Source organism: Paenibacillus gyeongsangnamensis, assembly GCF_027533625.1.
GTDB classification, from domain to species: Bacteria; Bacillota; Bacilli; order Paenibacillales; family NBRC-103111; genus Paenibacillus_G; species Paenibacillus_G gyeongsangnamensis.
Genome location: NZ_JAQAGZ010000031.1, coordinates 42,076 through 67,272, shown reverse-complemented (window position 1 = coordinate 67,272; position 25,197 = coordinate 42,076). Strand labels below are relative to the sequence as shown.

Here is a 25,197-nt window from a genome sequence, read left to right as displayed (position 1 = left end):
TGCGATGCGATCTTTGAACGTTTTCGAACAAATCGGTGCTAACCATTTACCAAATGAAGAAAATAGGGTATCCTTGTCCATGTGCTTAATCCTTTTCAGTGAATTATGGACAGGAACTACCTGCCATTTCATTGTAAAGGATTTTTTTATGCTTGGACTCAGAAAAGACAGAAGATTATGAAGATTCAGAGAAGATTAATGCAACGATAGTGATAACAATCTTTTTTTTCAATTCCAATTAGGTTGGTGAAACGCAGTACGGATCCGTATGCTACGTGAGGCGGGGTTACCCACCCCCGGACTAGGTTCTGTGTAGGATAGATCATTTTAGACCTGCTCACGCAATACATAATACGGCTGATTCGATAGCTCAGCCTCCAAACCTGGGGCGAGCCATGTATCGCCGGCATCATTCCTCAGTTCGAAAATGTAGACGATCGGATACGGGGAATCCGTATAGTTACCCGGAATGACGGCCGTATAAATTCCACTCACATCCGACTGCAGCATAGGTACGCTCTGATACGCTTCTGACTGATTCGTATGACGGTACAGCAAAGCAATATGCGTTCCGGCTTCCGGAGCTATCACCGTTTCGGAAATTGACACATTCACTTTCACCTGCACCGGCTCCCCCCTTCTGAATGATTCCGGGGATTCATGTGTGAGGGCGGGCCGATATCGATTAACAGCAGCCTTGCCTGTTAAGGCTCGAGCGGATGCGCTCTCTTCGTACGGCCTTGGAGATATGCCGTCATCGTTTGAGATGGCGTTTCGGTGCACCTGCTCCATCGCTTGGATATCCTCCTCGATGGCCGCGAGTCGGTCAGCCCAATGGCCTTTCATGAACGGCTTATATCCGAAGGTAATGTCATCTCGATATACGTCCTTCGTAGCTAAGATGATTTGCTCCCACGCAGCTTTGGCCGTATGGTAGCTGGAAATGGCATGCTCCAGCAGCTCCGTATTCCCCGTTCGTTCGAACAAAGCATACGATACGCCGGCACGCAATTTATGCGCAAAGAAATGACCCAGTCCGGCTTGGACGGCTATATCGACAGACCAGCGCCTGAAGTCCGCGTCCGCCGCATCGCGAGTAACAGAAGCAGCGGACGCCAGATGCCGGTCGGCTGCCTCCGCGAGCGCTTCCACCCGGTCAGCAACCTCAAGCGGAGAAACTTTGCCCCGCAGCTTGCTTTGCAGGAAATCCTCCACATATTCGTTTATTCCATAGAAGATACCTGTATCAAGCGGGCTTACGGCACCGAACGTGTGCGGCTCCGGAGTATCGAAATCAGTTTCGGACGGCCCGTTACGGACGATGGCCAAGTTATTATACATCTCCGGCCAAAAATAATTGTTCGATGCAGAGGGCAGATGGGCTGTAGTGATCAGCGGCAAGATCCGGCTGGCATGAGCAAGCGCCTGCTCACAATCCGCAGCGGCCGCCTGAAACTTATGCTGCAAGTAGCGTCTCCACTCCCCTGAATCGGCATTGGGATTATACATCAATCTTCCCCATACCCGGTAGGTGTACAAATATTTTTTCCAGCCATGGCCACCCGTCTGCAGCGCTTCATCCTTGTACAGCTCCCGTCCTCCTGGGGTCCCGCTCGTCTTCCGGGCTTTAAAGGACATCGGCTCGCATAATTCCACGCCAAGACTTCCGCAAAAGCTGCCGCTGCGCCCATAACCGGCGGCAATGGCCGGATCGCCCCATAGAAGCACCCTCTGCGTCCCGGGCCAAATGCGATGCAGCACGCCGGTTTTCCGATTCTCATTCAAATAATCCGCATAGCCATAGCGCGTAAAGCGCCGGTAGGTTTGGGTCACCGACATGAGATCGGCGCGTTCCGTAGTCGCAACGGGCAGCTCTCTCGTACGGATCGCAGCCTGATGATACGGCAGTCCCATATGCTCCGCCCAAAATTTAGGGGATACGATAACCGGCATGCCCGTGTCAAGCGCAACCTCCAGCATTTGAGCATCTACGCCCTTAGGATGCATATCGATCTCGACGGTTCGTCCGCAGGCGGTCAGCCCTTTCATCACTTCGCTCCAGAAGACATGGGATGGCTCCGGGATCCCTCCCTCGTAATGGGTACGGATGGTCACGCCATCAATATCCGGACAAGACTTCAGCAGAAAGCCCAGCGCATCGCGACAATAAACGGCATGGTTAGCTGCGTCGACCCCTTCGATCGTGTGAAGCTCATCGGGACTGTCTGCCATTTTATAGGCATGGTTCCACATTCCGAGCTGAAAATGGATCCCTCTCCGCTTAGCCTCCCGGCTAATGAATCGGAGCATCTCCAAATTATGCTCCCTCTCGCCTTCGGCCAGCTCTTTGACCCGTACTTCATACCCTGGAACGGATACGAAATACGGATAAACAAAGCCAAAGTAATTATCGCGCACATTCGGATCATGCCCATAATCGTAAGATATCCCAAGCGTCAAGTGAAGCCGGTTAAACCGATGCGTTGCAAGCTCAGTCAAATACGCCTCCCAGAAGCTTTTGTCATAAAACCACGGCTTATCTTCGATTTCACTGCAAAAGGATCGGCTGATGCTGCGGATCGGATTGGCAGGCCCCCCGCTGTACGATCCAATCTCCGTCAGCGCTGCGACCGGATCTTCACTGTATTGCACACGGTCCGCTAGCTCCAGGAGTCCATATACCAGACCACGGGCATCCGTTCCTATGACATTGACCTCATCCGGCTTGCTCCGGATAATGAACGATTCCGGTGAATTCGCTAGTGGATTGCCGTTCACTTGAAAAAACTCCTGTGCGGTGATGAATGAGGCCCCTATCACGTTCAGGCGCAGCCCTTTTAAATCTTCTCCTTGTATCTCGGTAAGAGCCATACTTCGCTTCTCAAGCACTTCCGCTAAATGAGATAATGCCCAGCTTGCCTGTTCACTTGAAGCCGCCGCGTCTTCAGCAGCCCGAACCGCATTCATTTTTATGCTGTCATAGTTCTTCATACGGTTTGATTCACCTCATTTGAAATATTCATTTCGCAAATTGGGATTAAACCTGCAAGCCCTGCTCTCTCATCCACACCTTCAGTGGAACGTCCCCGTCCGTCGGAGTATAATATCCGTTGCAATTCAGACCATCCCCCAGCATTTGGCGGCGGATCGGATCCGATTTTTCCAACAGTCCGTCCATCGTCATATCGTCTTTTCTCCGAATCCACCGATAGCCGTAGCCGTAGAACAGCACCTTCCGAGTGATGTCCGACCAGTTAGTGCTGGCCGCATGCCATAGACGGCGGTCGAAGAACACGGCTGTTCCCGGCTTCACGCAGACAGGAATCGCACCTTCCGGCTGCCCCACGCCCGTCTCCGAGAGCGGCATCGTATCTTGAATGTGGCTGTTCGGCACAATCCAGAAATTGCCCCGTCCGGGCTCGGACAGGTCGGATAAGAAATAAGCCACCTTCAAAGACAGTCGGGGGCGCGGATGGGATTCCATCTCCAGGTTGGCCCGGCCGCTGTCCTGATGCCACCCGAACGTTTTATCGCTTTTTTCCTGCCCCGAAGGAGGGGTAACGATCAGATGCGTGTGGTACATATAAATGTTCCAGCCCAGAATCCCCCATACCTTAGGCAGAACCTTATCGTAATCGACAAGATCGAGGAACAGCTGATGATCCTTGACAAAATCGGTATAGAACATGGCCTTCTGCGGATCCTGGCCTTCCTTCAGCTTGCGGTCATGGATCCGGTCGACTTCAGCGGTAAGCGCCTTGACCTGCTCGGGGGAGAGCGCATTTTCCATGATGAGATATCCCGTTTCGTTAAAAGTACGCCGCTCTTCTTCGGTTAAGCTGTATTGCAAGCAAGATGTGTCCATAGGATAAACCTCCTTATTTGTAATAGCTGTAGGCCTTGGCAAATTCCTTATAGGCCTGCTTCATTTCCGGAAGATTATTTAACTTGGCGACATATGCCTTGTATTCATCCATGGAAATTTGTCCGACAATCGCCTTCGTCATCATCGATTTCCATTCATCCGAATATTTCGGCCATGTATTGACCCAAGTATTTGAGATCAGCCAGGTAAAAATGTTATAGACACCCAGCTTTTCGTAATCCGCTACTTCTTTTCTTTTTTGCTCGATGTATTCCTTAGGCGCTCCCGGATTGTCGACCTTACCCCACTTCACGTACGCGAACACACCCGCTCCAAGGCTTGTAGTATTGACCTCTTTAATCGACAGCTCCGTCGGTACCTTCTCACCGTTAACGATTTTGTAATGGACGCCTTCCACGCCACTGTATCCGAAGTCTGTGATTTCTTGGGATGCCGTTGCGTCAAAGTATTTCAGCATTTGCTTCACTTTTGCTTCCGGCACTTTCTTCGAGATAAAAATTCCGCCGTTCACTCCAGTCGACAAATCCGCCGCGTAGCCTCCCGGGCCCTTCAATGGAGGCAATGCGATAATTTTGGCATCCGGCTGCACCTTCTTGGCCTGCACTTCAAAATCGTATTGATATCGGGTGCTTCGGATATATGTAGCTGCCTTTCCTGTGCCGATCGCTTCCTCCATCTGCGTCCGCTTCATTGTCATAAATTCCTTGGGCAAGCTGCCATCGGAATACAGCCCTCGCAGCCACTCGACTAAATTGGTATATTCATTCGTCAATTCATGCCAGATCAAGCCACCTTCGCTGTCATAGTGCGGAGCGAAGGCGCCGAAGCCGGCCTCAAACGGGCTTACCCCCTCGTTTATACCAACGATTCCCATGGTGTCCTTGACTCCATTGCCGTCCGGATCGCCATTCGCAATCGCTTTAAGCGCAGCGCGGTATTCATCAAGCGTAGTCGGTACCGGAATCTTCAGCTTATCCAGCCAATCCTTCCGGATGTTGACCGTATTGTCAATCAGCGAGCGGGAGCGCGGCAGTGCGTAAATTTTACCGTCTACAGACAGAAATTTCTGCCAGTTTGGCGGCGTATTATTTTTCAAATTCGGATATTGGCTCATGTCTCCCAGGAAAGGGGTCAAATCCCAAAACGCTCCGTTCCGGACCGCATTGATCATGGAGACGGTTAGCCCCTGGTTCGGGTAGGCGATGACTTCAGGAAGATCTCCGGAGGCGAGAACCAAATCCAGCTTGGTGATGACGTCCCCTGAGGGTACCCAGTTCGCGTCGATCTTGACGTTCAGCCGCTTTTGCCATTCCGACCAGAACGCATTGTTCATATCCGGCATCTCATTGTATAAGCCGCCGAAGATTTGAATGGTCAGCGGTTTCCCGTCGTTTGCAGCCGTGCCCGGCTTATCTTGCCCCGAATTGCCGCCTGAAGAGCAGCCGCTGACCGCCATAGCCACCGCACAGCTCAGCGCTACCGACATGTTCGTTCTTCTCCGCCAAAATCTGCTTGAGTTCAAACTATATCTCCCCCTTCGGATTTGAGCTTTGATTCCCACATGCGATTACTCCAATACCAGTAATTCATGATCCGTTATCGATTCGATCCGAACGGTGATCCAAGAGCTGCTTACATCAAGCTTGACTTGCTTGCCGGATACTTTTAATTGTACGCTTACCGGCACAAGGTCATCGGTTCTAATCGAGATCGTAATAGGACCTACAGGCAGATACTCCTCCAGATAACCCGGATTTTGATTGGCTCCGCTGAGATTGACGATGTGCAGAATCAATCGGTTATCCTGCCGGTACAGCTTGCAATCCAGATATCCCGGACCATCCACCTGAATTGGAAGCTGCTCCGAAGCCGCCCATTGTACCGCATTAGCAAGCAAGTCGCCAAGATCCGGCAGATGTGTACGCCCATAACAACGATCTACGTCCCCGGCAAAGTAAAATATGCGTCCGCCGGCTGCATGCTCTCCCGCAAGCATAACGGGAATATCGGTCTGCGGCTCCCGTACCCAGCTAAATTCCGGCGGATAGATCGGATAGGACGGGATATACGTGGCTACCGCCTTCAGCTGTCCTCCTGCCTGAACCCGATGGATGTGTCCGCCGAACGGGAGAATATCGGTTTTCTCGAAGCCGGCTAATACCGGATGCCGATCTCCGGGAAGCCTGAAATAATTGTGCGCCTCGTAAAATGCCCAATTCGAGGATACCTTGCCTACAGCTCCGGCGACTTGATGCAAAGGCTGAATGCCGGTTATGGATTCGAGCGGGAACCCACTGCGCACTTCGCCCCATTCATCCAAGGTGGCCGTGGCGCCGGTGAACACCAGGCTTCCTCCAGCCTCTACGAACTGGCGCACGGACTGGCACTGCGCATCGGTCATGGCCGCAAGATTCGGCAGGATCAGTACATCGAGGCGGTGAGCCTCGTTAGCAATATGGTCCGCATGGACCGGCACAAATGGAATTCTGGCACGGGTGAGCGCCCTGACAAAGCCATGCCAAGGAAGCGCCACCTTCTCATCGGCGTCCTCACGTCCGTAAAACTCGGTATTCTCCTGGCTCCACACCAAGCCTACATTAGCAACAGGCAGCCGGTTGTACAGATAAGCCTCATTCTCCTCATGCCACTGCATGACCGGAGGCGCATTGTCAAACTGGCGTCTGTCTTCCTGAACTGCTCCCACATGGTGGTACCAAGGCGAAATTCCCCCGGCAATTCCTTCAACCATCCAAAGTCTCGTTTCCTTCGGCGGGCTGCTGCCTTGGCGGAAGCTGCGTTCGCCCCGGATATAATTCGCCATGCTCTCCGGGATAATCACGTCCCAGCCTGCTACCCCGTGCAGCAGATAGCCGTTGAGGCTGTTTTGCTCAAATCCGTTAAGAGTGTCTCTGGATTGATGGTCGCACATGATGATTTTGGAGCGTTCTCCTACCTCTTTCAGATCACAAAAGGAAGCATGCGTCTTGACCGGGTTCGCGTTGACCATACCAAGCCACAAGCAATCCGATCCTCCGTATTGTGCAGTTACTTTATTAAACAGATCCCAGTTCTCGATGCGGCAGCTGTAGCTCCATTTGATCCACTGCCGGTAAGCCGGATCGTTCCAGTCGCTGGCTGCAGGAAGCTCCAAGCCCGAGGCCGCCTTGAATTTCCTTCGGCAATGTTCACAATGGCAAATGTTGCTGCGGGAAACCCCGGTCCAGCTGTTATCGGTAAATCCGTCCGGCCCATAGGCGGCAATAATTTCTTTGAGAACCTCCGGGATGAACTCCTTGTAGTAGTCGCTGTTAATGCAAGAGAAATACCGTCCGTCCGTGGTTAAAGGCTCTCCATGACGATTAACTACAAACCAGTCAGGGTGAGCGTCATAGAACTCCTGGGTTGCCCTGTTGATATCCATTCTGGCCAGTACGGCCAACCCTTCGTTCCGGGCCTCCGTCACCCACTCCCCGAACAAATCGCGATCTCCCAGCCCCTTCGCCCGATATTGCAGCTCAAGCTGGCTGGGATAATAAGCTACGATACCTCCGGCATTGACGATGACGCCCTGAACCCGTGTTTCGCGCCAATACTGCTTCCACCAGGACATATCGCAGCCCACAGGATCCATCTCCGTAAGATTGGTTTGTCCCCAGCGGAAGGTCCGCCGGTACCACGGAAGCTTTGAATCATTACTGTCTATTGCCATAAAGTATGCATCTCCTTTACTTCATACTGGTAAACCGGCGGGCAAGCTCCACATCCCGGCGCACATCCTCCAAGTAGAACGGATACCCGAATGTGCGTTTCACCCGGGCCATAAAATAGGGCTTATTATGAAGACTCCAGTAAAAGCCCAGCTTCTCCCAATGGGTCACGGCTTGTTCCAGTTCAGCCACTGCATTGTCCTGGTGCCGTGTGTCCCCGCTTAGCCCGAACCGGTTCAGCTCCAGTGCAGCGGTAAATTTACACGCGTAGTAACGGCCCATCTCCACGTAGGCTTTTAAATCGTAGAGCGTGCATTCCGCGTGCCCTCCCCGCAGCTCTCCCAGCTCCGTCTCCAGTTTGTCCGCCGACCGCTCCGTCTCCGCCGCGGCCTCACGCAGAATACGCAGAATGTCCAATGGAGTCTCCCCATAAGCGCTTAACGCCTCTTCCAAGCGGCCATCCGCCTCCGCTTGCGCATATTCACGGATGGACATCACGAGGGCGCCCGGCATCGCCTGACCTTGGATGAAATCCAGGATCGTCTTAAAGCCGCTGACCTGCGATAAGCAGCTTTCCGCGTGCCACTGGAAATCATAATCGATCCAAAACAGCCGGTTGACGGCAGGAATGATTCGGGATGCATGCTGCAGAGCTGTTACAAAATCGGGAGCGTGGACAGGACCATAATGCTCCCTGAGCAAATAGGGCCATACGGACGCCTCGGTATCGGGGTTGTATGACAGTCGCCCCCACAGCTGGAACTGATAGAGATGCCTCTCGAAATCGTAGGCCCATGTCTTGTGCCCGTAATCCGCATGCTGAAAATCACGCCCCCACAAGTAGCCGTCGGCGCCCCAGTAAAATCCTTTCACATACGGCTTCAGCATGCCTTTGACATAGTCGCTCACATACTCCGGGTCTCCCCATCGATGTGAAAAGACATCGTCATTCCGGACGGTATAAAGCACCTGCGTCGTCTCCAGATCAATGCCTTCCCATGCACGCCATAGCTTTTCAAATTGCGGCTCCGGGTGGGAGTAGCAGTGTGCGTTGGAATATTTCCAGCTGATGTAGAACTTGCTTGAATCAAACTCGGGCTGTACCATGTCCTTAATCTCTTTGCCCGCATTCTGCATGTTCGTGCGGTGGATGAACGGGATATCCCGCCCGGACTGCTTGATGGCCTCGACGTAGGTTTCAATGATCCACTGCTCCCGCTCGTAGCCGCTGCCGTCCATCCATTCGCTTGCCGATGTTCCGAGCCCCTTCAGCTCCGGGTAGGTGATCAGTACCTGCAGCACCATTTCGCGGATATAATCACGGATCAGCTCCGATTGTCCGCGAAACCGGTTGAGCGGCAGACCGACCCGGTGGATGAGATCGTCATACATATTGCCGTGGTCGCCGACGATCTCTGGAAGTCCCAATCCGCGCGCCGCCTCCGGGATGAGCCGAATATTCCAGGTGAATAAATAAACGTCGATACCGCGGCTTGCGGCATGCCGGAACAGATCTCGAAAGAATCGGATGTTCCGATCTGCTTCGATGTCGCTGTACGGATTGGCCGCCCGATACTTCGATGATACGACCATCAGATGATACGGGTGCTCCGACCATAAGCTAAGACAGTTGTACCGGTTTAGTGCCAGCATATCGATGTACGCTCTCCAGAACCGGATATCCATACACGTCTCTTCATTCTGGACGAACGGGTCGCCCGAATCGAACGGAGCATACGGCAGATTATACTTGATGCCGCGAATGCCGAGAGCCGGCTTTTGCGTAATCTGTTCCCCGTTTTGCAAATTCGCCCCGCGGCCCAGCCGCTCCGCCCACTCCAAGCAGCCGTACATCACGCCCCGGGAGTCCGAGCCTTCGATGTGGACGACTTCCCCTGTGCGGTAAATTCCAAACGCTTGGTCGTCGTATCGGTTCATTTCTCCCTTCCGGGCAGTCGTCTTCCGAATCACGATTCCCTTGGAAGGCTCAAGCATCGTACCCTGCTGTGCATACTGCTCGACGAAATAAACGCCGCCCCGCTCCAAGCTTTTCTTAATCTGCTCTGCTCCAAAACGAATAACCTCATCCTTATGGTCATAAATCAGCTTCAAAGGAATATCCCCCTGCCTGTATCGCCCCATTTGGTAAGCCTGAATCAGCCTCAAGCTCCCCTACACGTGTAAAAGAATCCAGCCGTCCTCCACCGTAACCGGGTACGTGTCGATCCGCGTTTCCTGCTCATCCTCTGCCGCTAAATCCGTCACCGCGATGGCCGCCGTCCCTTGCTCCACGGTCACGTCGTACGTTTTCACCAAGCATTTGTGCGGATCATAGATGGACTTGCCGTTCGTCAGATCAAACTCCCACCCGTGCCAAGGGCAACGCAAGATCTCCCCTTCGCGCCCATATCGGTATTGTCCGGGAGGGGCGGTCAGCGTCATCCCGGTTACATGGCCTTTACAGAGAGGGGCTCCTTGGTGAGGACACGTGTTCCGCAAGGCATAATATGTACCCTTCACATTAAACACGCCGATGGAACGATTCTCCACGAGCATGATTTTACGTTCGCCCGGGGGAAGCTCGGTTACTCTCCCAACAACATGTGTGGACATATCGGCTTTCCTCCTTTCATCTGCTTACAATCCGTAAAGCTCTCTGGCATTGTCCGAGAAAATGCGGTTGTAGAGCTCCTCCGGAAGCCGTGGAAACGCCCGGTCCGGCGAATCGAAGTCCCAATGCGGGTAGTCGCTGGAAAACATCAGCACATGCTTGGCGTCCATCATTTCCAGCACTTGCAGCAAATACGCATCGTTATCTGGGCGTTCAATCGGCTGCGAGGTGATTCTCACATGATCACGCAAATATTCGCTTGGCCTCTTGGTAAGCCACGGCACCTCATAACGAAGCCCTTTATACTCGGCATCAAGCCGCCACATCAAGGCCGGCAGCCAGGAAACCCCGCCTTCGACAAGCACCACCTTGAAGCTGGGGAAACGCTCAAACACGCCTTCGGTAATAAAGCTGACCAGATGCGCTTGGAAGCTTAGCGAAAGGCACGTATGCCATTCGATGTAATGCGTCGGATAGCCCGGCGAAGGCTGCGCATTGATGCCCATGCCGTCGGTTCCCGGATGGATCGCGAAAGGCAAGTTGCCGCGTGCGCACGCTTCATAAATCGGATAATACTGCCGCTGACCGAACGGTGCCCGTGCGCCGGAATCCGTCATCACCTGCACGAAATGGGGGTGCCCGGCCCAGCGGTCGATTTCTTTGGCCGCCGCCGCAGGGTCCTGGTGAGCAATGGTGATGGAGCCTTTAAACACGCCGTCCTTGTTGTATTTGCCAAGCCATGTATCCGCCAGCCATTCGTTGTACGCGGCGGCAATCGCCGTGGCATAATCGGGGTCAGGGTGCATGTTGCAGAAGGCTCTCGGCAGCAGAATGGCATGGTCAATGCCGTATTCGTCCAAGAGCTGCTCGCGCAGAAAGTCCGGATCGGTACCCGGCCCTCCTCCTCCCGGAGGCTTCGCATCCAAACGGCTACCGTGCACCGGATTCTCGAAAAAGCCCCTTCCCATCGGCTTGAGCCGATCCCGCCAAGGCTCCTGCATATAGCGCTTAAGCTCCTCCATATTTCTCGGATAGACGTGAACGTCACAGTCGATAATTCCTTTTTTGCTCTGCTGTTTTTCCATGGGGCACCTCCAGTGAGATTAAGAGTTATGCTGCGTGCTTAGCCCTTAATAGAGCCGAGCATGACTCCTTTGGCAAAATGCTTCTGAAGAAACGGATACACTGCCAATATCGGCGCCATGGCGAGCATGATGGAAGCCATGCGGATCGTTTCCTGGGGCACAATGCGGTCATCGCCTCCGGCTCCGGCTACACCGACCCCGGTCGAGTCCGAATCAATGACCAGCGTTTTGACCAGCACCTGCAGCGTCCATTTCTTGGAATCGGATAAATAGATGAGTGCATTGAAGTACGTATTCCAATACGTTACGGCGAAGAACAGCGTGAACGCCGCTATAGCCGGCATCGACAAGGGAATAATGATTCTTATAAATACCCCGATGTCCGAGCAGCCGTCTATGCGGGCGGAATCCTCCAGCTCCGGCGGAAGAGATTCGAGAAAGCTTTTGATGACGATCAGGCTCCAGGCGCTCGTCAAGCTTGGCCAGATCAGTGACCAGTACGAATTTAGCAGACCTAGCGACTTGATCAGAATGTAGCTCGGCAATATGCCCGCATTGAACACGAGAGTAAATACAACCGCGCTTAGCATAATCGAGCGTCCGGGCATCGCTTTTTTCGTCAGCGTGTAGGCGAACGTAAACGAGGTGAAGATGCTGAGCGCGGTACCGATGAAGGTAACGAACACGGTGCTTTTTAAGGCATTCAAAAAGCTGTTCGTCGATAAGATGTACTTATATGCTGCAAGCGACCATTGATCCGGAAATAAGTAAAATTTAAGCGGAATATATACTTTAGGGTCTGTGAACGACACGCTGAATACATAAAGGAACGGGAACACGCACACCAGCGAGATCAGCAGAAGCAGCGAGTAATTGACATAATCGAACAACGTCAGTTTTTTGGTGCTTACCAGACTCATGCCCTCTCCTCCTTCCTAGTAAATGCCGTCGTGGCCCATTTTCTTGACGATATAATTCGAGGTTAGCACCAGCACCAGACCCACCACGCCTTTGAACATGCCGACAGTTATCCCGACGCTCACCTGGCCCTTGAGGATACCAATCGAGTAAGCATACGTGTCGAATACCTCCGCCACAGACATGACGAGCGGATTGGTCATCAGCAGCACCTGTTCGAAGCCGACGTCGGCCATATGCCCGAGTCTAAGGATCAGCAGGATGATGATCGTCGGCCGGATCGCCGGCAGTGTAATGTGCCATATTTGTCTCCAGCGGCTGGCCCCGTCCACTACAGCCGCTTCATAGCGCTGAGGGTCGACACCGGCCATAGCCGCGAGAAAAATAATCGTGCCCCAGCCGGCTTCCTTCCACATATTTTGTGCGGTCAGCAGCCCCCAGAAATAATTCGGGTTGGATAAAAAGGCAATGCGTTCATGGCCCGCCCCGGCGATCAGCTTATTCACGATGCCTACGTCGGAGGAAAGGATGAAGAAGGTCATGCTCGCTACCACCACCCAGGATAAAAAGTGGGGTAAATACACGATGGATTGGTTGATCCGTTTGAATGCCTCATGCCGGACCTCGTTCAGCATCAGGGCGAGGAGAATAGGCAGCGGAAACATGAAGATCAGACCGAAGAGGTTAATGGCAAACGTATTTCTAAGCATGATGTAAAATTTGCTGTCAGAGAATAGCTCGGTAAAATTTTTAACCCCGATCCACTCGCTGCCCATGATGCCGGCATAAGGATTGTATTTCATAAAGGCGAGGATCAGGCCCCACATGGGTACGAATTTAAACAGGATGAAATAAAGGATCCCCGGCAAAGCGAGCAAATACATGTACTTATGCTGTAAAATACGGATCCCAAGCTTAGACCCGCCTCTTGCTTTGGCTGCGGCCTTCGCGAGCGTAGTGGATTGCATGGTGTCCGGCTCCTCTCTATGTGAATTCATCGACTTGAAAATCATAGTCGTAATTTAAATCTCCGAGATCCGATATTCCGCTTTCTCGAGCCACTCCGGCCGGATGGTCACGCCCCAGCCCGGTTCGTCAGGGATTTCCACCTTGCCGTCCCGAACCTTCAGCTTGTTGGAGGTAAACAGCTGCTCGGTCCATGCATCGGATTCGACGGTGAATTCCATATAGCGGCCGGCGTTGGGGATGGCGGCCACCATGTGCATGGTGAACACGGTCACCATCGAGAGGTTGGCCGCATGCGGCGTGCAGGTCATGCCACAGGACTCCGCCATCCGCGCGACCTCGAGTGCTCTGCTCAAGCCGCCGATGTAGCAAATATCCGGCTGGACAATATCGACGGCATGCATCGAGATCATCCGCTGAAACTGGGCCAGGTCGGTATCCTGCTCCCCGCCGGTTACGGGCACTTCCAGCGCGTCGGCCACCTGCTTTGTCCATTCCAGCTGCGGATAAGGGCATGGCTCTTCGTAATGAACCACCCCTTGCTGCTCCAGCATTTTGCCCACCTCAATTGCCCGCGCAGGCGTGAAGCCGCTGTTCGCATCAACATAAAGCAGCGTTGCATCGCCTAATGCTTTGCGCACTGCCGGAACAATGCTCTCTGTCCGTCCCGGATACACATCCACGTCGTTGCCGAAATTGCTGCCGATGCGGAACTTGAACGCGCGGAAGCCGTGCTCCTCCTGCAGTTGCTTCAGCCGCTCCGCTTCCTCCGCCGGACGGATATCCCGCCGCATGCTGGAGCCGTACACCTCGACCGCACGCCGGTGCCCGCCAAGCAGCTCGCAGACGCTTTTGCCGAGCCGCTTACCCTTCAGATCCCATAGCGCGGTGTCCAATCCCCCGACGGCTCTGCAAACATACGAGCCCGGGAATTTATGCTCGGCTGTCACGATGGCCTCCGCAAGCCCTGCGATGTCATCCGCATCCGCTCCCAGTGCGTGATGTGCAATCTGCTGATGGAGCACCAGCGCGGAAATATTTGCGTGATAAGGGGCCATTTGGCCGATCCCTTCCAGGCCGTCTTCCGTTCTCAACCGAACTATACTAATTTGACGTGTGGTGAACGTTTCGATGCTTTTTATTTTCATCTGCCAAAGCCGCCTCCATTTTTCCTAAAGCTTATGTCTGCCTGGTCAACCGTGCGATCACCGCATCTTTGGCCGGTACTCTCACCTGCAGTACGTTCGCTGAAGCTGATAATGCTTCGTGGTGGCCCCAATGTATTCCACTTGGCCTACACTCGCCCCATGCAGGGGACAACGCCACCTCCGATACAACCTCTTCCCTTCCATGGTTGAGCACCCATAGGTACAAGCTGCCATTATGATGCTCGCTCAGCCTGACCGTCAAAGTGCCGTTGGAGTCGCGGGCATGCGGCTGAATCCCCGCCCAGCGGGCCACCTCCGAGAAAAACTCGAGCGTCCCCGCGTCATGCGTCCGGTAGTATGCCTCTCCCGGGAAGGTGCCGACCAACAGCGTTCGCCCCTTGCCGCAGGTATGCTCAATCACGGCTGTCCGACCATCCGAATAGGTACCCAAGGCTACTCCTCCGCCCGCCGCATACGATTGCACATACACACCGCCGCGAACAGTCAAGCCGTTAAACCCAAACGTCACGTCTCCCAGAATATCCGGCATAAACTCAACGCCGTTCTCCATCGCTCCAAACAGCTCACCCAGACTATAATTCGGCTGCCTGGTACCTACTCGGCCCCGATCACCGAAATAAGCGGGACAGCCCTCGCTGATGAGGATCCCTCCCTGCTCCACCCACCTCTTAATGACCTCCGCATGAGTATGCAGCGTCATGATCGGATAGGGCCAATACAGAACCTTGAATTTGTCGATCTGATCGATATGCACCCAATCGGCTTGAATGTGATTATCGAAAAAACCCTGATATGCCCCCCACATGGAATGGCTGTAAAGCTCGCACTTACCTTCCCGGCTCAGCAAATAATCAAACGTCTGCGTCTCCGGTGTGACGAGGATACCTATGTCCCCTTGCACCGGGGCCGCTTCCAACAGCTCCTTCTGTGCCGATGCGTTCGCCCACTTGGCAATTGTGCCGGCCATCCTGGAGCGCTCCGTGCGGGAGCCGTCCATCGCGTACGGTCCGAACGCGCCGAACAATGGCCCGTCCAGCAGCGGACGCCACCGGGGAAACAGCAGCCCTCGCGCTCCGCCGGCAAATGAGGTCATCTGCCATAGGCGGATATCCTCCGGCTCCGTCACTCTTCCGTCCTCTCGCGGCCGGCCGGTCACCTGCGGCTGCAGCCAGAGCGGGCCGCCCTGCGCCTCCGCATGCCAGAACGGCTTGCCGCCGGAGGCTGCACGCGTCAAGTCGACGGCGTGCCACTGCTTCCATGGCTCGCTTCCCTTGCGTGAAGCCACCCAAGTGAAGCCGTACACCTCTACCTTGGAAGCAGCCAGCCAATCGTCCGCTCCCATCGAGGCCATGGCATTCATGCTGCCGGCAATCCCGTGCGCCGTGATGGGGTGATCCGGATCCAAGCTGCGGATCAGATCGATCCGCCACTGCATGTGGTTGTAGAAATTGTCCTTCTTGAAGTCAAGCCAATCCATACATTCCGGATACGGCTCAAGCTGCTCCGGGGGCTGAACCTGATCCCAACCGGTATAGCTGTATCGATGCCAGGCGGAGCCCAGCTCCCGTAGGCTTCCGTATTTGTTCTGCAGCCAGCTGCGGAACTTGTTCTTGGTATGCTCGCAATAGCATACATGAGGGGAATAATTGCACTCGTTCCACACATCGTAACCGGCCATTGCCGGGTGATCCTTATACCGGAGCACCAGCTCCTTCAAGAACCGTCCGGCCAGCTGCCTTGCTTCGGGGCAATCCAGGCACAGCGCTCCCGAGGAGCCGTCGCCAAATCCGCCGGTGGCGCTGCTGACTCCCATTCGCGATTTCAGCCTGGTACCGTCCGCACGCGTATGAACGGCCGACGGATAAGTGTCGACGGCCCATTCGGGAACGGAAGTGATCATCTCCGCGATGATCGTCTTTATTCCCTGCTGTGCCGCCAAATCCATCTGGCGGTCATAATCCGCCCAATCGAACACGCCGGGTGCCGTCTCGATCGCTCCCCACATGAACCAATGACGAAACAGGTTCATTCCGTCTTCCCGCGCTGCTTCATAATCCCGTTCCCAATCCTCACACGGAGGGTTGGATTTACGAAAATATACCGCTCCATAGGGCAGTTGCGGCAGGGCATTCATCTGTCCCTCCACCTTTCTTGCTAAGAAAAGGCGACTTGCCGCATAAGGTCATTTGAACCTGCCCGGAAGTCGCCCACACTTGGGGTAGCGCTTACATTTTTGATTGTATTCCCGGCGTTATCGGCATGAAAGAGACAATTCTTTTCCATGGCCAGCGATCTGTGAGTAGTCAAATTTCGTCCTGCAGGTCAAATAAAGTCCGTATTACCGATGCCTGGCTCTGAACACACTGGGTGAGGTTTGGGTCAAACGCTGAAAAATCCGATTCAAATTCCGCTCCGAATACCCGATCGCCGTAGCGATTTCGCTGACGGATTGATCCGTCTCGGTAAGCAGCATCTTGGCCTCCTCCACCTTGCATTCCACGACAAAATCGAGAAAGTTCATGCCGGTTTCCTTCTTAAACAGCCGGCTTAAATACGATGGGCTCATCCCAACCATACCAGCGCATTGTACCAAGGAGATGTCGCTTGTACAGTTCTCCTTAATGTACTTGCAAATTTGCTGAATCCCGGATTGGCTCGATGAACTGCGGCTGTTTTCCGTCAACCATTGGTACAGCGGGAATAATGTCTCTACGAACCAGTCGTAGATTTCCTTGGACGTCTGCTTGTTCTTGAGCTGCCCGAATAAGTTGTGCTCCAGGATGTCGAGGATGCTGCCGCCTTGCTTCTCCAAGGAAGTGATGATGGCTGAAAGCAGTATATGATAGCTCTGATAAATAAACACGTAGGATTCGGAATCGCGCAAGACTTCGGCAAACTGCGATAAACTCGCTGATGCACTATGAACATCGCCGATTTCAAGCAAATTCAGGATGCAATGCTCCAATGGTTTAGGATAGCGGAGCGGAGCCTGCTTCTTCACATGCTCCAAATCCTCGATAAACAGAACGTGGTCGGATTCTTTATAAATCCGGTACTGCAGAGCGGTATCCGCCTCCTTGTAAGACACCGGCACGTCCGCCACGTGGGCATAAAAACGTCCGATCCCGACCGAAACGTCGATGTTTAACGCGTTCTTGAGGGAAGCACATACCGAGTGGGCGTAACGGAGCGTTTGCTGCTGGAGCACCGTCTGCTCCTGGCCGGGATGAAAGTGCAGCTGAGCCACCCCTCTGCTTTGGTAAGGCATCACATACCCTTGAAGGGTATCATGCATCTGTAGTATTTCCTGCATCACATTGGCAATGACAAAAGCGATAATACCCTTTTCCTCCGGAATAAACCGCTTGTCTTTCGTAATGTTCTCGGCTTCCGCCACGAGCACCACATGGGTAGCGCTGACCGGTATGCCGTACGTCTCACAATCCCGGATCAAAGCCTCCTGCCTGACATAATCGCCATCCAGAAGCTGCTGCAAACATTTTTCTCTAAGCGTAGGTTCGATTTTCTCCATATAGCTGCCTAATTTTTCCGTCTCCTTATTTAGGAAATCAAGGCACTCCTTTATATAATCGAATTCGTTTTCCTTCGACTGAATCCGCCCGACGTTCAGCGCCTTGCTGTGATTGATCAACTGCTCAATCGGGTTATAAGCGCGTTTCGTGTTAAAGTAAGTAATCAGCACGCCCAGAACGATAAATAAAAGCAAAATGAGTAAGGTTACTCCTCGAATCCAATTCACTTGGCTCGTAATCAGTTGTTCAGAGATGACCGTGATATAGGTTCGGCCGAACACATTTTTTAAATACAGAAAGTGCGCTTCCTTCCCGTCGATCCCTTTCGCGTAGAGGTGGTCGGAGCTTTTATCCGACGTCCGAATCATTTGAATAGCCGGCAGGTTAATAAGCACGGAGTTAAGGTCTGCCCTGTCGCTTTTATTTGAATCAAGCAGCTTTTGATAGTTCGTAATCAATAAATCCTGGCCTTGTGGCAGAATAAATGTATCCGTTTCCAAAAAGTTGCTGAACGCTGACATCTCGATCTCAAAGACCAAAACTCCTTGCGGCTTCCCTCCGCTAACGACGGGCAGCATGCGCGCAAACGTAATAAAGCCGTCCTTCTGGCTAACAGGCAAGTAAGTCCACTGGGACAGCTTCACTTCCGTCAACAACCGGTCGATGTCATCTTTGTACTTGTACGATTCTTTGGGAATGACGCCGTATCGGTTGGAGAGCACCACATTTTCAGTGGCATTGTAGAAATAAATCTCGTCGATAAAGCTGTTGCTGTTCTTCAATAAAGCGATCCGGTCCAGCAATTGCTGATGCCAAATGATCGTATTTTCAACAGATCCCTTAGTGAAAAAATCGGAAACGATGGGGTCTATGGCTAACTGCAGGGACTCCTGCTCAATCCCTTGTAATATCCGCTCCGCCCTGTCTTTCATTGTCACGAGTGAAGCTTCGCTTTTACTTACAATTTCTTGGTTCACCCGGTTCATGGAAAATTGGTAGTATACCGAGCATGCGAGTATGATGGGAACACACACGGAAATACAGCCAAGCCAAATAAGCTTATACAAATACTTGCCTCTTTGTACCGGCTTAAAACTTAGGTGACTCAGCATCGTTTTCATCCAGTTGACCATAGAACCCTCCCAACAGCTGAGCATCGAGAATACTAAGTTGTGCTGCAAGTTGCTATTTTATTTGCGGCTTGCGGCTCTTTCCTTCGGCATCACCAACTGGTTCGCACACGAAGTCGGCATCTTGTTAACCTCCATGTAACTTCGATTTTGACCTTGCCAAGTCCTTTGTCAAATGAACACTAGTTTTGCCGAACCTCCTAAATAAAGGGGGCGGTCTGCCGTCGGCCATGTAGTGGTCCGACGGTCTGTGGCCGCCCCATGCTGCAATGTTTATTTTTTACCGAAATATTCCTTGTAGTTCTTCGCGAATTCCTGATAAGCCTTCTTAAAATCCGGATTGCTGTTTAATTTATCCAGATAAGCCTTATATTCGTCCAGCGAAATTTGTCCTACGATCGCCTTGGTGACCATCGATTGCCATTCCTTCTCAAATTTCGGCCAAACGTCAGTCCACGTTTCCGATGCGATGATCCCGAATACATTGAGCTTGCCTACTTGCGCGAAGACTTCGGTTTCCTTCAGCTTTTCATCGTTATATGCCTTTGGAGCCGCTGGATTTAACACTTTCATTTTATTATTAAACGCCATCGCAAACACCTGATTGGCATTGGTGGTCACCTGCTTCACACCTAGATCCGTCAGTACCGGCTGCCCGTCGACCTTTTTATGGTGAACGCCTTCGATGCCGAAGTAGTTAAAATCGGTATACTCCATCGTAGTCGTCTTTTCCATGTAATCCAAAATCTGACGAACCTTAGCTTCCGGTACTTTCTTTGAAATGTACATCGCTCCGAAGAACGGAGTCGCAAGTTGGACGCTTACCCCGCCAGGCCCTTTCATCGGCGGCAACGTGATCACTTTGGCACCGGGCTGGACCTTCTTAATGTCCTGTTCCCATGAGTAGTCCCGCCAAATATTGCGGACGTAAGAAGCTGCTTTACCGGTCGCAAACAACTCCTCCGCCTGCGTTTTCTTGATCGCGGAAAACTCTTTGGCAAGCACGCCGTCCGCGTATAGCTTACGAAGCCAGGCTACCATTTCGGTGTATTGAGGGGTCATCGTTTCCTTTATCAAACCGCCGTCTTTATCGTAAACTGGATCCAAACCGCCGAATGCGGCCAAAAGCGAACCGTCGCCGTCGGCCAGCAGGAAGCCATGGCCCAATAAGCCGATCGTATCGTTCTTTCCGTTGCCGTCTGGGTCACTATCGACGATCTTTTTCAGTGCAGCGGCGTATTCATCCAACGTCTTAGGAATCGGAATATTCAACTTATCGAGCCAATCCTTACGCATTTTAATACCCAAATCGACAAGCGGGCGGTTGCGCGGTATTCCGTAAATTTTACCGTCCACCTTCATGTAATTCCATACGTTGGCCTCACTGTTATTTTTCAAATTAGGGTATTTGCTGAAATCGCCTAGGAACGGACTTAAATCCCAAAAAGCCCCTTGTTTAATCGCGTTTTGCAACGTCGGGCGAGTGGCCGACTGGGAAACAATAATTTCCGGGAGATTGCCGGATGCCAGAACGAGGTCGAACTTCGTATCATAATCGCCCGACGGAATCCATTCAACGTCCAGTTTAGTGTTCGTTCGCTTCTGCCATTCCGTCCAATATTCGTCGTTCATGTTGGGAACATCGGCAAAAGACGGCACCATCATCTGCATCTTAAGCAGCTCCGCTTGCTTCTGGTCAGCCGGTTTCGCATTGCTGTCCTTCCCGCTTGCTGCGGGCTCTCCCCCTCCCGTACAACCTGAAACTATGCCAATGGCGAGGACAGACACCATCAAGCTGCTCCAACGCTTCTGTATTCCAACCTTCATGTTAAACCTCCCCTTATGGTTAATTTCTATGTTATCGCTTTCATTCTATAGGGTTCCCGGTCGGCACGAAAGTGACAGTTTATGTTGAACCGAGCGCGGGAACCTCGCAAAACAATTTTTGTCTTACTGTATATAAAATGTCCGTTGTCACATCATCGGCAGTCGCTCATTCCCTTTTCAAAAAATAAATCATTGTTTACTTAATTTAAGGTAAAAAAAAGAGACCGCTTATGGTCTCAATTAATCCACTGGTGACTGCACACGTTCCAAAACGTTGAATTATGCTTTCTGGGCAGACTCGTTAGCCTTGAACTCTTTGCGTCGGCGGTGCAATATCGGCTCTGTGTAGCCGCTTGGTTGTTCATAACCTTTAAAGACAAGCTCACAGGCAGCTTGAAACGCAACAGAGTTATCAAAGTTACCCGCCATAGGACGGTATGCCGGGTCACCGGCGTTCTGCTCATCTACTATTTTGGCCATCCGCTGCATGGTCTTTAAGACCTGTTCCTTCGTACAAATCCCATGGTGCAGCCAGTTTGCCATATGTTGACTGGAAATTCGCAATGTGGCACGGTCTTCCATTAGCCCCACATTATTGATATCCGGTACTTTGGAGCAACCAATTCCCTGTTCAACCCACCGAACCACATAACCCAGTATCCCCTGCGCATTATTGTCCAGTTCCTGCTGAATTTCTTCATGGCTCCATTCCGGGTTCTCCGCAACTGGAATGGCTAGAATATCATCCCGATAATCTTTATTCGTTTCTTTTAATTTATTCTGAACTTCCTTCACATCGACTTGGTGATAATGGAGCGCATGCAATGTAGCCGCCGTAGGCGAGGGTACCCATGCCGTATTACAGCCTGCTTCCAATTGACCGATTTTCTGCCTCAACATATCCTTCATCAGATCCGGCATGGCCCACATGCCTTTGCCAATCTGAGCGCGGCCTTGCAAACCGCAAGCTAGGCCTACACTCACGTTCGACTTTTCATAGCCTTGTAACCATTGGGATGACTTCATATTATTTTTCCGAATCATAGGACCTGCTTCCATAGACGTGTGCATTTCGTCACCGGTGCGGTCCAAGAATCCGGTATTAATAAACGCAATTCGGTCCTTAACCTCGCGAATGCATGCTTTCAGGTTTAAAGAAGTACGGCGTTCCTCGTCCATAACACCAATCTTAATCGTATTACGTGCCAGACCAAGCATATCTTCAACTCTAACAAATAGTTCATTTGTAAAAGCCGCTTCTTCCGATCCGTGCATCTTGGGCTTAACGATATAAACGGAGCCTTCAGAAGAATTACGGTAGGGGCTATTTCCTAATAAATCATGCTTCGCAATTAGACCGGTCACAACGGCATCCAGAATTCCCTCCGGAATCTCCTGACCGTCTTGATCTAATATCGCATCACTGGTCATCAAATGCCCAACGTTACGAACAAACATTAGGGATCGCCCAGGTAAACTAATTTCCTCATCGTTCGGGGACTTGTAAACCCTATCCGGGTTTAAGGTCCGTGTTACCGATTTATTGCCTTTCTGGAAGGTGGCGGACAACGTTCCGTTCATAAGACCTAACCAGCTTCTGTATACTATTACCTTATCATCGGCATCAACCGCTGCAACGGAGTCTTCACAATCCATAATAGTAGTGAGTGCCGCTTCCATGAGGATGTCCTTGATACCCGCTTGATCCATCTTGCCAATTGGATGATTGCGGTCTATTTGGATTTCAAAATGAAGCCCGTTATTCTTCAGCAATACGGCTGATGGATTTTCGGATTGGCCTTGATATCCAATAAACTTTGTGGAATCCTTAAGTTCCGTCGTTTCTCCATTGCTAAGTGAAACGAGCAATTGACCATCTACGATCGAATACTGCTCAGCGTTTGTATGCGAGAATGCCGATAATGGCGCTGCTTGATCCAGAAATTCTCGGGCAAATGCAATGACTTTCTCGCCGCGGATCGGATTGTATTCGGGTGCACGGTTAGCTCCGCCTTCATCATCGATTGAATCCGTTCCGTACAGAGCGTCGTACAGGCTACCCCAGCGAGCGTTCGCCGCATTAAGAGCATAACGGGCATTATTCACCGGAACCACTAGCTGCGGGCCGGCTTGCGCTGCGATTTCATCATCTACTTTTTGGGTAGTAATCTGAAAATCTTCTGCATCCGGTTCCAAATAGCCAATTTTCTTCAGAAATGATTTATAATTTTCAAACTCAAAGCTTTCGTTATTCTCCTTATGCCATTCGTTGATTAATCTCTGCATCTCATCTCGTTTGGCTAATAAAGCTTTGTTTATGGGAATTAAATCGTTTAACAGGGTATCCAAGTCGGACCAGAACCGTTCGCCGCTTAATCCACTGCCAGGAAGGGCCTCCGATTGAATAAAATGAAAAAGCACCCGAGCCACTTGAAGATTTCCTATTTCTACATATCGTTCCATGGACATTGATCTCTCCTTTTTATCATTTATTATACTGACTGTTTTAAGAAGCGCTTACAGGGTTTCGCAGGTGCCCTATTCCTTCAATGAAGCAATCTACAATGTCCCCATCCCGCACCATATCCGCTCCGGCCGGCGTACCCGTTAGGATGACATCTCCTGGCATTAGGGTCATGAACCGGCTGATGTAGGATATCATAACGTCGATCGGAGTAATGATTCTGTCCATCGTGGCATCCTGCTTGACTTTATCGTTCACAAAAGCTTGAATGCGCGCTGAGCGATAATCGAATTCCGTTTCAATCACAGGGCCTAGAGGGCAGAACGTATCGAACGCTTTGCCGATCGTCCAGTGTCCTTCCGGGTGAAAATAATGGGTTGCGCCAAAGTCGTTTGCGACCGTAAAACCGAAGATGGCTTCATCTGCTTGACTGGGTTGAATGTCTTTTGCTGTTTTCCCGATGATTACGGCAAGCTCGGATTCGAACTTGATCTCCTCCGTTCCACGGGGCAGAAGCACCTTGTCACCGGGGCCGGTAACAGTCGTCAACGGTTTAAAAAATAAGATCGGCATTTCAGGAACCGGCGGTTTTTCCACACCTCCGTCAACAAAATTTTTGCCTATTCCAATGATATGTCTAGGTATGAGAGGCGCTAAGATTTGGACATTCTCCAAAGGATACGTATTTCCGGTGGCAATGCGAGATGTAAATAAGTCACCCGTAAACTCACTTACAATATTGTCTTCAATAATGCCATAACGAATCTCAGAATCATCCATAAGAGTAAACCGGACTATTTTCATCGACGCACCACTTTCTTGTTCATTATACTAAACATTGTTCTGTATTTTACCTAAAAATATATTCCCATAGTTTCCCGTTTGAGTCAATGGTATTTCTATAAAAAATGACCTATAAACCAGGATGTATAAACCAGGATAAACGGCTACGCCATCCTTGTCTTATAAGGACCAGCGCGTTTACCAAGGTTGATGCGAGGCAATAAGTTGCGAAAAACTTATAAATTCTTATCAACTCAAAAAAACGGTTACACCCGGAAAGTGACCGTTTTATATTGAATAAGTTATTCTGGTACAAGCCTTATAGATTTGTTGACAGCCGCTTTGCCAATGCGCAAATTTCACTTAAAGCCTCGTTCTTCTTCCCCTCCCAATGATGGATCGGCATGGAGCAACTGACCGCTGCAACAATTTCTCCACGACGGCGGACCGGCGCTGCTACACAGCAGAACCCCATTACGCCCTCCTGTATGTCAAATGAGTAGCCATTCCGACGAACATTTGCTAACTCCTGCAAGAAGCTTTCTCGGGAACCGATCGTATGAACCGTTACTTTATGAAGCGTCTCCTGAGGAAAGGTTCGGTGGACTTGCTCCGCATTCATATCCGCCATTAAAGATTTTCCCAGACCGGTCGCATGGGCCGGAAAACGTACTCCCGTCCCGGATACCATCTGTACCGGTGATGGCGCTTCAATCTTTGCAAGATATAACACTTCTTTCCCATCCAAACGAGCGAGCTGTATGGATTCCAGCAGCTTACGCATAACCGGTTCCGCTGCTCGTCTAAACTCTTCAATGAGGTCAAACTGACGGAAATAAGCGCTGCCCAAATCTCCGACAGTACTCCCTAAAGCATAAGTCTCATTTTTATCCCGGTTGATCCAATGAAGCCGTTCCATGGTCTGCAGCAGAGAATACATCGTACTCTTACTGATGCCCAACTGCTTGGATAAATCGGATAATTTCCATTTATAAGGCTCCTCGGTTAACAACGTTAGTACGGCATGAGCCCGATCCAGTGCAGGTACGGAATACTTTTGATCCATGTTTTCACTTTTCCTTTAGTATTATAAACGTCGTTCTTTATTTAAAGAATCC

Annotated in this window: 17 protein-coding genes; 1 reads left to right on the top strand and 16 read right to left on the bottom strand. The window is 51.5% G+C overall.

Annotated features, from left to right (window positions below):
• Positions 1 to 181: hypothetical protein (locus O9H85_RS33110; RefSeq protein WP_269885637.1), on the top strand; the 181-nt coding region annotated here is incomplete at its 5' end.
• A 146-nt stretch (positions 182 to 327) separates the two neighbouring features.
• On the opposite strand, the gene O9H85_RS33105 is transcribed toward O9H85_RS33110, so the two are convergent.
• From O9H85_RS33105 to O9H85_RS33025, 16 genes are all read right to left on the bottom strand, one after another.
• Positions 328 to 2,991: a hypothetical protein gene (locus O9H85_RS33105; RefSeq protein WP_269885636.1), complete on the bottom strand. Its 2,664-nt coding sequence runs from the start codon at positions 2,989 to 2,991 to the stop codon at positions 328 to 330.
• A gap of 46 nt (positions 2,992 to 3,037) precedes the next feature.
• Positions 3,038 to 3,865, bottom strand: a complete 828-nt coding sequence (locus O9H85_RS33100; protein ID WP_269885635.1) for a phytanoyl-CoA dioxygenase family protein — start codon at positions 3,863 to 3,865, stop codon at positions 3,038 to 3,040.
• Positions 3,866 to 3,878: 13 nt separating this feature from the next.
• The gene (locus O9H85_RS33095) at positions 3,879 to 5,372 is read right to left on the bottom strand and encodes an extracellular solute-binding protein (RefSeq protein WP_269885634.1); all 1,494 of its coding nucleotides are present in this window, start codon (positions 5,370 to 5,372) and stop codon (positions 3,879 to 3,881) included.
• Positions 5,373 to 5,453: 81 nt separating this feature from the next.
• Complete coding sequence (locus O9H85_RS33090; protein ID WP_269885633.1) at positions 5,454 to 7,595, bottom strand: alpha-amylase family protein; 2,142 nt, start codon at positions 7,593 to 7,595, stop codon at positions 5,454 to 5,456.
• Positions 7,596 to 7,611: 16 nt separating this feature from the next.
• On the bottom strand, positions 7,612 to 9,705 hold the full coding sequence (locus O9H85_RS33085) for a hypothetical protein (RefSeq protein WP_269885632.1): 2,094 nt from the start codon (positions 9,703 to 9,705) through the stop codon (positions 7,612 to 7,614).
• Between the two features lie 60 nt (positions 9,706 to 9,765).
• A complete protein-coding gene (locus tag O9H85_RS33080; protein ID WP_269885631.1) occupies positions 9,766 to 10,206 on the bottom strand; it encodes a Rieske (2Fe-2S) protein in 441 nt (146 codons plus the stop codon).
• 24 nt (positions 10,207 to 10,230) lie between these two features.
• Positions 10,231 to 11,289 (bottom strand): amidohydrolase family protein, encoded by a 1,059-nt coding sequence (locus O9H85_RS33075; RefSeq protein WP_269885630.1) that lies wholly within the window; start codon positions 11,287 to 11,289, stop codon positions 10,231 to 10,233.
• Positions 11,290 to 11,327: 38 nt separating this feature from the next.
• Positions 11,328 to 12,209: a carbohydrate ABC transporter permease gene (locus O9H85_RS33070; protein WP_269885629.1), complete on the bottom strand. Its 882-nt coding sequence runs from the start codon at positions 12,207 to 12,209 to the stop codon at positions 11,328 to 11,330.
• 15 nt (positions 12,210 to 12,224) lie between these two features.
• Entirely contained in the window at positions 12,225 to 13,175 is a 951-nt protein-coding gene (locus O9H85_RS33065; protein ID WP_269885628.1) for an ABC transporter permease, read from the bottom strand.
• 54 nt (positions 13,176 to 13,229) lie between these two features.
• Complete coding sequence (locus O9H85_RS33060) at positions 13,230 to 14,321, bottom strand: mandelate racemase/muconate lactonizing enzyme family protein (RefSeq protein ID WP_269885627.1); 1,092 nt, start codon at positions 14,319 to 14,321, stop codon at positions 13,230 to 13,232.
• A 31-nt stretch (positions 14,322 to 14,352) separates the two neighbouring features.
• A complete protein-coding gene (locus O9H85_RS33055; protein WP_269885626.1) occupies positions 14,353 to 16,476 on the bottom strand; it encodes a beta-galactosidase in 2,124 nt (707 codons plus the stop codon).
• 204 nt (positions 16,477 to 16,680) lie between these two features.
• Positions 16,681 to 18,942, bottom strand: a complete 2,262-nt coding sequence (locus O9H85_RS33050) for a helix-turn-helix domain-containing protein (RefSeq protein ID WP_269885625.1) — start codon at positions 18,940 to 18,942, stop codon at positions 16,681 to 16,683.
• A gap of 336 nt (positions 18,943 to 19,278) precedes the next feature.
• Entirely contained in the window at positions 19,279 to 20,832 is a 1,554-nt protein-coding gene (locus O9H85_RS33045; protein ID WP_269885624.1) for a type 2 periplasmic-binding domain-containing protein, read from the bottom strand.
• A 279-nt stretch (positions 20,833 to 21,111) separates the two neighbouring features.
• Positions 21,112 to 23,295 (bottom strand): malate synthase G, encoded by a 2,184-nt coding sequence (locus O9H85_RS33040; protein WP_269885623.1) that lies wholly within the window; start codon positions 23,293 to 23,295, stop codon positions 21,112 to 21,114.
• A 43-nt stretch (positions 23,296 to 23,338) separates the two neighbouring features.
• A complete protein-coding gene (locus tag O9H85_RS33035; protein ID WP_333474298.1) occupies positions 23,339 to 24,100 on the bottom strand; it encodes a fumarylacetoacetate hydrolase family protein in 762 nt (253 codons plus the stop codon).
• A gap of 298 nt (positions 24,101 to 24,398) precedes the next feature.
• Positions 24,399 to 25,145, bottom strand: coding sequence for an IclR family transcriptional regulator (locus O9H85_RS33025; RefSeq protein ID WP_269885622.1), 747 nt, complete (start codon positions 25,143 to 25,145; stop codon positions 24,399 to 24,401).
• Positions 25,146 to 25,197 lie beyond the last annotated feature (52 nt).

Excerpts from the sequence above, each read along its gene's own strand:
- O9H85_RS33055 (WP_269885626.1), bottom strand. The coding sequence starts at position 16,476 with ATGAATGCCCTGCCGCAACTGCCCTATGGAGCGGTATATTTTCGTAAA.
- O9H85_RS33025 (WP_269885622.1), bottom strand. The coding sequence starts at position 25,145 with ATGGATCAAAAGTATTCCGTACCTGCACTGGATCGGGCTCATGCCGTA.
- O9H85_RS33075 (WP_269885630.1), bottom strand. The coding sequence starts at position 11,289 with ATGGAAAAACAGCAGAGCAAAAAAGGAATTATCGACTGTGACGTTCAC.
- O9H85_RS33040 (WP_269885623.1), bottom strand. The coding sequence starts at position 23,295 with ATGGAACGATATGTAGAAATAGGAAATCTTCAAGTGGCTCGGGTGCTT.
- O9H85_RS33065 (WP_269885628.1), bottom strand. The coding sequence starts at position 13,175 with ATGCAATCCACTACGCTCGCGAAGGCCGCAGCCAAAGCAAGAGGCGGG.
- O9H85_RS33090 (WP_269885633.1), bottom strand. The coding sequence starts at position 7,595 with ATGGCAATAGACAGTAATGATTCAAAGCTTCCGTGGTACCGGCGGACC.
- O9H85_RS33045 (WP_269885624.1), bottom strand. The coding sequence starts at position 20,832 with ATGAAGGTTGGAATACAGAAGCGTTGGAGCAGCTTGATGGTGTCTGTC.
- O9H85_RS33100 (WP_269885635.1), bottom strand. The coding sequence starts at position 3,865 with ATGGACACATCTTGCTTGCAATACAGCTTAACCGAAGAAGAGCGGCGT.
- O9H85_RS33035 (WP_333474298.1), bottom strand. The coding sequence starts at position 24,100 with ATGAAAATAGTCCGGTTTACTCTTATGGATGATTCTGAGATTCGTTAT.
- O9H85_RS33105 (WP_269885636.1), bottom strand. The coding sequence starts at position 2,991 with ATGAAGAACTATGACAGCATAAAAATGAATGCGGTTCGGGCTGCTGAA.
- O9H85_RS33060 (WP_269885627.1), bottom strand. The coding sequence starts at position 14,321 with ATGAAAATAAAAAGCATCGAAACGTTCACCACACGTCAAATTAGTATA.
- O9H85_RS33080 (WP_269885631.1), bottom strand. The coding sequence starts at position 10,206 with ATGTCCACACATGTTGTTGGGAGAGTAACCGAGCTTCCCCCGGGCGAA.
- O9H85_RS33070 (WP_269885629.1), bottom strand. The coding sequence starts at position 12,209 with ATGAGTCTGGTAAGCACCAAAAAACTGACGTTGTTCGATTATGTCAAT.
- O9H85_RS33095 (WP_269885634.1), bottom strand. The coding sequence starts at position 5,372 with ATGTCGGTAGCGCTGAGCTGTGCGGTGGCTATGGCGGTCAGCGGCTGC.